Source organism: Pseudomonas sp. P4_D7, from assembly GCF_056401755.1.
Genome location: NZ_JBFUIR010000080.1, coordinates 1 through 10,621 on the forward strand (window position 1 = coordinate 1; position 10,621 = coordinate 10,621).

Annotated in this window: 9 protein-coding genes and 3 pseudogenes; 6 read left to right on the forward strand and 6 right to left on the reverse strand. The window is 57.7% G+C overall.

Going from position 1 to position 10,621, the window contains the following annotated elements; all coding sequences use genetic code 11:
* Positions 1–20 precede the first annotated feature (20 nt).
* Positions 21–437, reverse strand: coding sequence for a GNAT family N-acetyltransferase (locus AC1DVF_RS27575; protein ID WP_477783474.1), 417 nt, complete (start codon positions 435–437; stop codon positions 21–23).
* A gap of 325 nt (positions 438–762) precedes the next feature.
* On the opposite strand from AC1DVF_RS27575, the pseudogene AC1DVF_RS27580 reads away from it, so the two are divergent.
* The 3 pseudogenes from AC1DVF_RS27580 to AC1DVF_RS27590 form a co-directional block, all read left to right on the forward strand.
* Positions 763–954: pseudogene (locus AC1DVF_RS27580) on the forward strand (fatty acid desaturase); the annotation flags it as partial.
* Between the two features lie 546 nt (positions 955–1,500).
* Positions 1,501–2,277 (forward strand): annotated as a pseudogene (locus AC1DVF_RS27585) (PAS domain-containing protein); the annotation flags it as partial.
* 117 nt (positions 2,278–2,394) lie between these two features.
* Positions 2,395–2,820 (forward strand): annotated as a pseudogene (locus tag AC1DVF_RS27590) (methyl-accepting chemotaxis protein); the annotation flags it as partial.
* 66 nt (positions 2,821–2,886) lie between these two features.
* Here the strand turns inward: AC1DVF_RS27590 and AC1DVF_RS27595 are convergent.
* The 4 genes from AC1DVF_RS27595 to AC1DVF_RS27610 all read right to left on the reverse strand — a co-directional run bounded on the left by AC1DVF_RS27595 (position 2,887) and on the right by AC1DVF_RS27610 (position 6,205).
* The gene (locus AC1DVF_RS27595; protein WP_460091991.1) at positions 2,887–3,315 is read right to left on the reverse strand and encodes a hypothetical protein; all 429 of its coding nucleotides are present in this window, start codon (positions 3,313–3,315) and stop codon (positions 2,887–2,889) included.
* 199 nt (positions 3,316–3,514) lie between these two features.
* Positions 3,515–4,060: a hypothetical protein gene (locus tag AC1DVF_RS27600; RefSeq protein ID WP_460091989.1), complete on the reverse strand. Its 546-nt coding sequence runs from the start codon at positions 4,058–4,060 to the stop codon at positions 3,515–3,517.
* A gap of 154 nt (positions 4,061–4,214) precedes the next feature.
* Positions 4,215–5,639, reverse strand: coding sequence for an MFS transporter (locus AC1DVF_RS27605; RefSeq protein WP_186625336.1), 1,425 nt, complete (start codon positions 5,637–5,639; stop codon positions 4,215–4,217).
* Between the two features lie 125 nt (positions 5,640–5,764).
* Positions 5,765–6,205, reverse strand: a complete 441-nt coding sequence (locus tag AC1DVF_RS27610; protein WP_477783475.1) for a PACE efflux transporter — start codon at positions 6,203–6,205, stop codon at positions 5,765–5,767.
* Positions 6,206–6,327: 122 nt separating this feature from the next.
* Between AC1DVF_RS27610 and AC1DVF_RS27615 the strand changes: the two genes are divergently transcribed.
* Complete coding sequence (locus AC1DVF_RS27615) at positions 6,328–7,200, forward strand: LysR family transcriptional regulator (protein WP_093430447.1); 873 nt, start codon at positions 6,328–6,330, stop codon at positions 7,198–7,200.
* 139 nt (positions 7,201–7,339) lie between these two features.
* On the opposite strand, the gene gntR is transcribed toward AC1DVF_RS27615, so the two are convergent.
* Entirely contained in the window at positions 7,340–8,371 is a 1,032-nt protein-coding gene (gene gntR / locus AC1DVF_RS27620) for an HTH-type transcriptional regulator GntR (RefSeq protein WP_116255057.1), read from the reverse strand.
* A gap of 216 nt (positions 8,372–8,587) precedes the next feature.
* Here gntR and AC1DVF_RS27625 point away from each other — a divergent pair, with 216 nt between their 5' ends.
* Together AC1DVF_RS27625 and AC1DVF_RS27630 are read left to right on the forward strand one after the other, a co-directional pair.
* Positions 8,588–9,121, forward strand: a complete 534-nt coding sequence (locus AC1DVF_RS27625) for a gluconokinase (protein WP_095048167.1) — start codon at positions 8,588–8,590, stop codon at positions 9,119–9,121.
* 82 nt (positions 9,122–9,203) lie between these two features.
* Positions 9,204–10,559 carry a GntP family permease gene (locus AC1DVF_RS27630; RefSeq protein WP_099756982.1) on the forward strand — a complete coding sequence of 452 codons (1,356 nt, stop codon included), beginning with the start codon at positions 9,204–9,206 and terminating at the stop codon, positions 10,557–10,559.
* The last annotated feature ends 62 nt before the right edge of the window (positions 10,560–10,621 follow it).

Here is a 10,621-nt window from a genome sequence, read left to right on the forward strand (position 1 = left end):
CTCACTCCTACAGGGTTTTGTTAGGCGGAGGGGGCCAGCTCCATCGCAATCATCGGCTTGCTCCGCGCATACCGGCTCAAGCGCTCCGCCATCGCCTGGGGCAGGGCCGGGTCGAACGTGAACCCGCGTCGCTGATAAAACTCGCGCAAATCCGGATGACAGAACAGCCACACCGGCTCGCTCACATCCTGCACCGCCGCTGCAATCAGCTTTGCGGCAACGCCCTGTTCACGACACCCCGGATCAACGAACAACCCGGTCAACCAATGCCCGCCGGACACTGGCCGCAAGCACAACGCGCCCACAATCTCTCCGCGCCGCGCCACCCATAACTGTGCCTCGCGAACCGCTTTCATCGAGGACTGGTGGCTGCGGTAAAACTTGTTCATCAACGGCCATAACGACTCGTCGAGCAGGCTGTATTGGGTGTCGGGCATGGGATCGGACTGTCGGCGTGAAAAGCGCCGATTATAAAAGAACGCACGGCTCTGGATAGGTGTATACCTGACCTCACATCCCCTGTGAGTGGAGTACGCATCATGTCCAAAGGTATGGATTCAAAGAAAGCCGCGAAGAAGAAACCGGCCAAGACCGCGATTGAAAAACGCGCGGAGAAGAAAGCCAAGAAAGTCGACATCTTCGGTCACTGATCACGCCTTTCGGGAGCCCGGTTCTCGGGCTCCTGCCTGCATCCGAAAATAATCTGCAAGATTGCACTGCGTCGTTGCACAGAAGGGGACGATCCCCGTTCCGAGCAACGCCATGCCCCATTACTTCGACGCCGTCCATCGTCAGCAGATCGAAACCCTGCGCCAACGTTTCACCGCCCGTACCGAGTGGCCGACCTGGCTGTTGCTGATTGGCGTCTATGGCGGTTGGTTTGCCATTGTTCTCAATAGTCACTGGCTGGGCCGTGCCTTGAGCACCTTGGTGCTGATTCCGCTGTTGTTTTTGTAGTGCTGCAACCTTTGCCTTCGCGAGCAAGCTCGCTCCCACAGGAGAAACGCATTCCAATGTGGGAGCGAGCTTGCTCGCGAAAGCGTCCGCTCCGGCAGCATTTCTCCCCGCGCTGAACCGATTCTTGTGCAAAAAGTGCCAGATACTGGCCGACTAGTGGCCTTGCGCAGGTCTTTGCACTGGCTATGCTTCCCGTAACTAACTATGTCGACCGTCATGTCAAAAATGGCTGAAATGCAGGGTTAGTCCGTGAATTCATGCTGCCAGAGTGCGCAACCCAAGGCACCGACACTGAACCAACAAGGAGCGTCGCTTACATGGAAGTTCTTCAACGCGTTAGGGCTGGCCCGCGTGCGGGCTATCAAGAGAAGGATGTCTTGATTAGAGCGTCGCTGCATGGTCGCTCCGATTGATCATCATTTATCACCTGACAACTTCCTCCCGTGGAGGAATGCGTGTGCCTGTTCTGTGGAACGTAGTGGTGGATCGTGAAAGAACTGAACTTTCATCAAATCAAAAGTCCGCGCGGAAGGTGATACAACCATGTTCAACCTACATCACAAGGCTGACCTGCAGGAAATCGAGCGCTTCAGCTGCGCCCTGACCGAGGCCAATGCGAAGTTGGCCGCGATCAGCCGTTCAATGGCAATGATCGAGTTCAGCCCTGACGGCATCGTTCTGGATGCCAATGAAAACTTCTGCAAGACCATGGGCTACAGCGCCGATGAAGTGCGTGGCAAACATCACCGGGTGTTTTGTGAAGAGGCTTTCTATCGCAGCGAGGAGTACGCCAAATTGTGGCGTGACCTGGCGCGCGGTGAGCCGATCAGCGGCACTTTCCTGCGCTTGAACAAGGCCGGCAGGGAAGTCTGGCTCGAAGCCAGTTACATGCCGGTGTATGGCCCGGACAAACAGGTCCAGAGCGTGATCAAAGTGGCCGCCGACATCACCGCTCGGGTTAATAAAGAACATGAAGAAGAAAGCATGCTGGCAGCGATCAGCCGCTCCATGGCGGTGATCGAGTTCACTCCGGAAGGCAATGTCATCGCCGCCAACGACAACTTCCTCAAGACCATGCAGTACTCGCTCAACGAAATCGTCGGCCATCATCACAGCCTGTTCTGCCATCGCGCCGAAGCCGAGTCCTCGCAGTACAAGGCATTCTGGGCCTCGCTCAACCGCGGCGAATATCACTCGCACCGTTTCGAGCGCAAGAACAAGTCGGGGCAGATGGTTTATCTCGAAGCCTCGTACAACCCGTTATTCGATGCCAAAGGCCGCTTGTACAAAGTGGTCAAGTTCGCCAGCGACATCACCCATCAGATGACCACGTTGCAGAACGCTGCTGAATCGGCCCACAGCACCTCGGTACAAAACGACGCCTGCGCGCAAAAAGGCTCACAGGTCGTGCAGCAAACCGTGCAGATCATTCAGGACATCTCCCGCGACCTCAACGAAGCGGCGGCGAGTATCGATGCGGTGAGCAAGCAATCGGACATCATCGGCACCATCGTCCAGACCATTCGCGGCATTGCCGACCAGACCAACTTGCTGGCGCTCAATGCCGCCATCGAAGCGGCGCGAGCCGGTGAACATGGACGCGGGTTTGCCGTGGTTGCGGATGAAGTGCGCAGCCTGGCGGCGCGAACCAGTCAGGCTACCTTGGAAATTGTCGAGGTAGTGCGCAAGAACCATGACCTGTCGCTGAGTGCGGTGTCGAGTATGCAGTCGAGCCTGAGCCGCACCGGGCTAGGTGTGGAGCTGGCGAATGAAGCGGGGGAGGTAATTCTGGAGATTCAGCAGGGATCGCGGCATGTGGTGGATGCTATCAGTCAGTTCAATGAGACGTTGCAGTTGAATTGAAGATGCCAAATAACAGCCCTTCGAAATGAGGGGCTGTTACCTGTAGGCATCAAGAAGACAGACGACCTATTTTCGCAAATTGAAGTTTCCACGGACGTCTGCGAATTGGCTGTTGTCCAGCGATCTGGCGGTGAACTTGAAACTGCCCTTTACGGTGCCATTAACCAAATCTACTTCATCGATTGTGACCGAACCGCCCTCAGAAATTGAATCCCAGGAAGCACCCTGAAAGTTTTTCGGGTTGTAGTTGCCACCGACGGCTCCTTTTTCGAAGGCGTAAGTCTTGTTTGCCTCGATTTTTTTAGCGATATAGATATCAATCCCCTGAGCGGTGAGGACTTCACTCGCCCACCCGGCTATGTATGAATGGTCAGAACTTAAATCCATTACGAGCCGGCTGGTAGCAACCAGCACTTCGCCATTGCCGTTCTCATTCACGTATAGGGCAAAGTGTCCGCTGGCGTTGATAGCTGCATTTTTCATTTTATTGGTCATGACTTTCTTCCTTGTCGATAGTAGGTGGGAGCACGTCGACGCTAGGACGCGCTCGAGGTCATACTTCGGCAAGCAGAATCCGCTGTCTACTGTCAGAAATTACAGGTAAAGGGGCTGATTACCGGTTAACCGATGAAAGGCGCAAAGCCTCAAACGGAAAAAAAGGCCCTCGTGGGGCCTTCTTTCAATGTTATGAAACTTAGAGCGCAGCGAGAAACTTGCCCGCCTGCTTGTCGCTGTCCTTCACATCGTTGTCTTTTTCCGCCTGCGCCAACTTCATTTTGTCCTGCAAGCGCTCGGCGATCTCTTTGCCGATGGCCAGTTGTTTCTCCGGCGGCATGGCTTTGATGTCGTCTTCGGTCAGCCCCATGGACTGCAGGATACTGTCGCGCAGACGCTGTTCCGGCGTCTTGCTCATGTAGTCCTTGAACTCGTCAGTGGCGGATGCCGCCGAGGCTGTGGTGGCGTCGGTCGATTGCAGGTTCACGCGGGTCTTGGCGAACGCTTCGTCGACGTTATCGCTGATGCGTGTGGCTTCGCTGACTTGCTGGGTGGCGATCTGTGTGGCCGAGTCCTGCACCTTGGCAGTGGCTTCGGCGGTTTGCGCCTGGGGCTGGTTTTGCAGGGTTTGCAGCATTGCGCCGTGCAGACCACCTTGCAGACCGGCTGCGGCGATGGACGTCGCATCGTCATTCAACGCTTTGGGCAGGTGAATGATTTGCTGTTGTTTGGCACTGATCAACATGACGTGTAGACCTGTAGGTAATTGCTGACTCGCGTATCGGAGCAATTACCGTGCCTTTTGAATAAATCCTTTTATTTCAACAGCTTGATCATCAGTCAGGTATTCGTGGCGGTCATCCCTTGCCGATAAGTGGCAGAGGATGACCGTTGTCCCATCAGCGATGAGCGATGTTCTCCAGCGCCAGATTGCGCGTGCGCGGGCCGAACCAGCCGATGGTCAGCATCACGATCAGCATGCTGCTGACGATAAACGCCAATACCCCCGGCGTACCGAAATTGTCGAGAAACAAGCCGATCAACAAGCTGCTGAACACTGTCGACAAGCGACTGAACGAATAACAGAAACCCACGGCGCGCGCGCGGATGTTGGTCGGGAACAGTTCGCTCTGGTACGAGTGATAGCTGAAACTCAGCCAGGCATTGCAGAAGGTGATCATCACCCCGCAGAAGATCAGCCCGAATGCGCTGGTCTGCAGGGCGAACAAGGTGCCGAAGGTCATCGCGCCGAGGGCCGAGCCGACGATCTGCCATTTGTTTTCGAAGCGGTTGGCGAACTTCACGAACAGCAGCGGCCCGAGCGGGTAGGCGAGGGTGATGATGAAGGCGTACATCAAACTGTGGGTGACGCTGACGCCTTGGCCGGACAGCAGCGCCGGCAGCCAGTTGCCGAAACCGAAGAAACCGATTGCCTGGAAGATGTGGAAGACGATCAGCATCAACGCGCGGCGACGATACGGCGGCTGCCAGATATCGGCAAAACGGCCCTTGCCTTCGACGTCGACGGGCACGGCTTCGGGGGCGTCCAGCGGTTTGCCGTAGTCCTTCTGGCAACGGGTTTCAATGTGGTCGAGAATCCGGTTGGCTTCCTCAAAGCGGCCATGCTGCGCGAGCCAGCGCGGCGATTCCGGCAGCCGTTTGCGCAGCCACCAGATAAACAGCGCAAACACCGCGCTGGCCAGCACCACCCAGCGCCAGCCGGAGACCCCGAACGGCGCTTGCGGCACCAGCCACCACGACATCAATGCCACCGCCGGCACCGACAGGAACTGCACGAAAAACGCGAAGGCAAAGGCTGAGCTGCGCATGCGTTTCGGCACCAGTTCAGAAAGGTAGGCATCAATGGTGACCAGCTCGATGCCCAGGCCGATGCCAACCAGAAAGCGCATGCAGATGATACCCAGCGCCGAACTCTGAATCCCCATCAACACCGTCGCCACCGTGTACCAGACCAGCGCGAAGGTGAAGATCGCACGGCGGCCGAAACGATCCGCCAATGGGCTGAGCAGACTGGCGCCGAGGAACAGGCCGAGAAACGTTGCCGAGGCAAACGCCGCTTGATCAGAGAAACCGAACACGCCCTGATTGCCAGTGGCAAAGATTCCGTCGCGGATCAGCCCGGGGCTGATGTAAGCGGTCTGGAACAGGTCGTAGAGTTCGAAAAATCCACCGATCGACAGCAGCGCCACCAGCCGCCAGATCGTCGCGACCGCCGGAAGGCGATCGATGCGGGCGGACACCTGAGCGGCGCGGATCGGGTCGATGCCGTCGCTTTGCGCGGTGGCGGGGGCGTGTGCAGTCATGGGCTGGTCCATTTTTTATTGATGGAAAAGCTTAGCCTGCTATCGGAGTTCACGGATTGTGAATATCGGCGGATTAAACAGATAAACCGCTGAATTCTCGCAATATCTGCTTACGAATTAACGATTTATGCCGCAGCCGCCGAATCCGGTAGCGCCGAGGCTGGCAGCCCGAAAATCCGGTCAAACAGCCAGTTGAAGGCAAACGTGTAGCAGGGGATGAAAATGATCAGCGCCAGATCCAATAGAAACGCCTGCACCAGACTGATGTTCATCCACCACGCGATCAACGGAATCAGAAACACGATCAGCGTCAGTTGAAAGCCCACCGCGTGAGCGATACGGCGTTTCACTGTGCGCGTGCGCGATTGCTGGCGGCTTTCCCAGTGCTCGAACAACGAGGTGTAAATGAAGTTCCAGGTCACGGCGATGGTGGTGATGAYCACCGCCAGTGGCCCGGTACTGCCCGGTGAAGTGCCGGACAACAACGCCAGACCGAGGGCGGAGAAGGTCATGCCGATCACTTCATAGAGCGACACATAGACCAGTTTGCGTTTGACGCCTTGCATGGGGAGTTGCCTCTTTCTTGCCGTTTGTTGGCCAGCGGGACTGGCGAAGGCGGCAAAAGATAGCTTCAATAGAGCTGACAGAAAAAGTCAGTAGCTTTCAGTTTTGTTGATAGGTGTGCAAAGTGAATTTCAACAGTGACAGCATCGAGCTGTTTCTTGCCGTAATCGAACGCGGCTCGTTTTCGGCGGCGGCGCGTGCGCTGGGCAAAGTCCCGTCGGCCGTAAGTATGGGCATCGGCAACCTTGAGGCGGAACTCGGTTATCTGCTGTTCGACCGCAGCCATCGCGAACCACAACCCACGGCAATGGCGCTGTCGCTGGTGCCACACGCGCGGCTGATCGCCGAGCAGCTCAAGCAACTGCAAGTACACGCGGTGGAACTGTCGCTGGGGCTGGAGAGCAAGCTGTCGATCGGCGTGGTCGCGGACATCGACCGGCGCCGTTTGCTGGCGGCGATCAAGCTGATCGCCGAGCGGCATCCGCTGCTCGATATCGAAGTGCTGACCGCGCCGCAGGACGACGTATTGGCGATGCTGCACAGCGGCCGCGTCAGCCTGTGCCTGGCGTTCGCCGGATTGAGCATGAATGTGCTGGAGCGTTTTCAGTTTGTCGGCAGCGAACGGATGATCGCCACCCTGGCGGCGGACAGTCCGTTGTTGCAGGGGCAGGATCTGTTTCTCGAGGATCTGGTGCATGTACGGCAAATCATCGTCGCCAGTCGTGACTTGCCAATCAGCGAAACACGGCCGTTGGTGGCGGAGTCGTATTGGCGCACGGACAATCTCGAGACGGCCATGGAAATGGTCGAGGCAGGATTGGGTTGGGGTAATTTCCCGCTGTCGGTGGTGCAGTCGTGGATTGAGTCCGGGCGACTGAAACGGCTGAATTTCCGCAACATCGAAAATGGTCTGGTGATGCCGGTGCATGCGGTATGGCTCAAGAGCCAGCCCTTACAAAAGGGCGCACTGGCTCTGGTTGATCTGCTCAGCCACTAGCGACTGTGGAGATCCAATGTGGGAGCGAGCCTGCTCGCGAAAGCGTCGTGTCAGTCGGCACATGCTTATCTGACACCGCGCTTTCGCGAGCAGGCTCGCTCCCACAGGGATTGTGTTTCAACCTTGAATCTGTGGGAAGTCAGGTGCTTTCGCGAATCTTCAGTTCAAAGCCCATGTCTTCCACCGGACGCGCCACGCTGTTACCGGCCATCAACGTCAGCATCTGCTCCGCCGCGCGCCGGCCAATCGCTTCACGCGGGGTGTTGATGCTGCTCAGGCGCGGCACCATGTGTTCGGACATCGGCAAGTCGTTGAAACCGAGAATCGCTACCTGGTCGGGAATCTTGATGCCGTTGCGCAGCGCCTCCAGCAACGCCCCCTGCGCCAGGTCATCGTTACCGAAGAAGATCGCATCAACGTCCGGATGCGCCGCGAGCAATTGCAAAAACAACTCCCCACCCAAGCCCACCGATGAAGAACGAGGCGTCAGTACTTCCAGATCCGGGTCGTAACGCCCGGCCTTTTGCAACGCTTTGCGAAAGCCTTCACCGCGCAACAAGGTGCGCTGATCAAGTTGCGCACCGATGTAAGCCAGACGCTTGCGCCCACGCGAAAGCAAATGTTCGGCCGCCGTTTCACCGGCACTCAGTTGCGAGAACCCTACGCAATTCACTCCGGCAGCGCTGTCCAGTTCCATCATGTACACGCAGGGAATGTTGCTCGCCTCGATCATCCGTCGCGAACTTTCCGTGCGATCAAACCCAGTCAGCAAAAATCCACGCGGCTGATAGGCCATGTAGTTGCGCAGCAGGTTTTCTTCTTCATCGCGTGAATAGTGGAAGTTGCCGATCAGCACTTCGAAGCCTTTGGGCGTGAGCACCCGATGAATGGCTTCCAGCGTATCGATGAACAGCAAGTTGGATAACGAAGGCACCAGAACCACCACCGAATGGCTCTGCGCCGAGGCCAATGCGCGGGCGGCAGGGTTGACCACGTAGTTGAGTTCGAGCGCGGCTTTCTGGACTTTTTCCACAAGGTCAGTGGCCACGGTGCTGACACCGCGCAAGGCCCGGGAGGCAGTAATCGGGCTGACACCGGCCAAGCGAGCAACTTCATTCAGGGTGGGACGGCCGGTGGTGCGAGTGTTTTTATCGTTTTTAGGGGAGGTCATCGGGCGGCTTGCCAAACAAAAATCAAGGCACTAAGGTAGCGCTGTCCTGATGCAGCTGTAAATGCGTAAGCGAGGTCCTGCCTGATCTTCGCTTTTTGGCGTTGGGAACAAACCTGCTGCAACCCAAAAAAACGACAAGAAGGCGTCGGCAACTTCTGCCTGTGCACTAGAGTCATAGCTAGCAAAGGTAGCGCTGTCTGCGCGCTGAGGTGTTATATGAGTCATCCCATCACCGCCCTGGTCATCATGGGCGTTGCCGGTTGCGGCAAGACGTGCGTCAGCGAGGCCCTGTGCCAATTGAGCGGCGCCACTGCCATTGAAGGCGATACTTTCCATCCGGCCGCGAACATCGAAAAGATGAGCGCGGGGATCCCCCTGAACGACGACGACCGTGCCGGCTGGCTCGACAGCCTGTGCGATGAACTGCGTCGCGTTGACGCGCTGGGCAAACGCCCGGTGCTGACCTGCTCGGCCCTTAAACACAGTTATCGCGAAGTGTTGCGCAGCGCCTTGCCGGGCCTGGGTTTCGTGTTTCTTGAATTGACCCCTGAAGTTGCCGCTGAACGTGTGTCCCACCGTCCGGGCCACTTCATGCCCGCGACGTTGATCGAAAGTCAGTTCGCCACCCTCGAATCGCCGAAGGGTGAGCCGTTGACGTTGGCGTTGAATGCTTCGATCCACAGTGTTGAAGAACTGGCGTCCCAGGCTCACGTCTGGTGGCAGGCCCACGGTCTGAAACAGGCGGTATGAGTGTGTTGAAAGAGATAGCGCTGTCCTTCCGACTTCTGTTTAACCCGCTTTAATAACAACAACAATCCAGGAGACACCCCCAATGTTTGGCATGTCCCACGACGCCTACCTGCTGCTCGATGCAGTGGTCACGGTAATCGGCCTGATTATCCTGATCACCAAATTCAAGATTCACCCGTTCATTTCCCTGACCATCGCGGCCGCGTTCCTCGGCCTGACGTCGGGCATGCCGATCGGCACCATCATCAAAGCGTTCCAGGACGGCTTCGGTGGCGTGCTCGGTTTCGTCGGCATCATCCTTGCGCTGGGCACCATGCTCGGCAAAATGATGGCCGAGTCGGGCGGGGCGGATCAGATCGCCCAGACCCTGATCCGGGCGTTCGGCAAAGACAAAGTCCAGTGGGCGATGATGTTCGCCGCATTCCTTGTCGGCATCCCGCTGTTCTTCGAAATCGGCTTCGTGCTGCTGATTCCGTTGGTGTTCATCGTTGCGCGCCGCACCGGCGTGTCGATCATCAAGATCGGTATCCCGCTGCTCGCCGGTCTGTCCGCCGTGCACGGTCTGGTGCCGCCGCACCCGGGGCCGCTGCTGGCCATCGGCGTGTTCGGCGCTGACATCGGCAAGACCATTCTTTACGGTCTGATCGTTGCGCTGCCGACCGCGATCATTGCCGGTCCGATCTTCGGTACGTTTATCGCCAAGCACATTCCGGGTCACCCGAATCAGGAACTGGTCGATCAACTGGCCCGCGAAAACGACGACTCGGCCAAGCTGCCGAGCTTCACCATCACCCTGATCACCGTGCTGCTGCCGGTGTTCCTGATGCTGCTGAAAACCTTCGCTGACGTGGCGCTGCCGGACGGCCACTTCTTCCGCACCTGGATGGACATGATCGGTCACCCGATCTCGGCGCTGCTGCTGGCGTTGCTGCTGTCGCTGTACACCTTCGGGCACAAGCAGGGCATCGGTTCCCAACAGATGCTCAAGTGGCTCGACGCGAGCCTGGCGCCAACCGCCGCGATCATCCTGATCATCGGTGCTGGCGGTGGTTTCAAGCAGATGCTGGTGACCAGCGGCGTGGGCGACGTGATCGGCCACATGGCGGTCAGCGCACAGATCTCGCCGATCCTGCTGGCGTGGCTGGTGGCAGCGGTGATTCGTATCGCGACCGGTTCGGCAACTGTGGCGACCATCACGGGCGCGGGCATTGTCGTGCCGGTGGTGGGGATGATTCCGGGCGTTAACCGTGAGCTGCTGGTGCTGGCCACCGGCGCCGGTTCGCTGATCCTGTCCCACGTGAACGACGCCGGTTTCTGGCTGGTGAAGCAGTACTTCAACATGACCGTGGCCGAGACGTTCAAGACCTGGACGGCAATGGAAACCATCCTGTCCATCGTTGCGTTGGGCTTTATCCTGCTGCTGTCGCTGTTCGTTTAAGCGACTTCACGCAGGCACAAAAAAACCGCAGCGATGCGGTTTTTTTGTGGGTGATCGTTCCC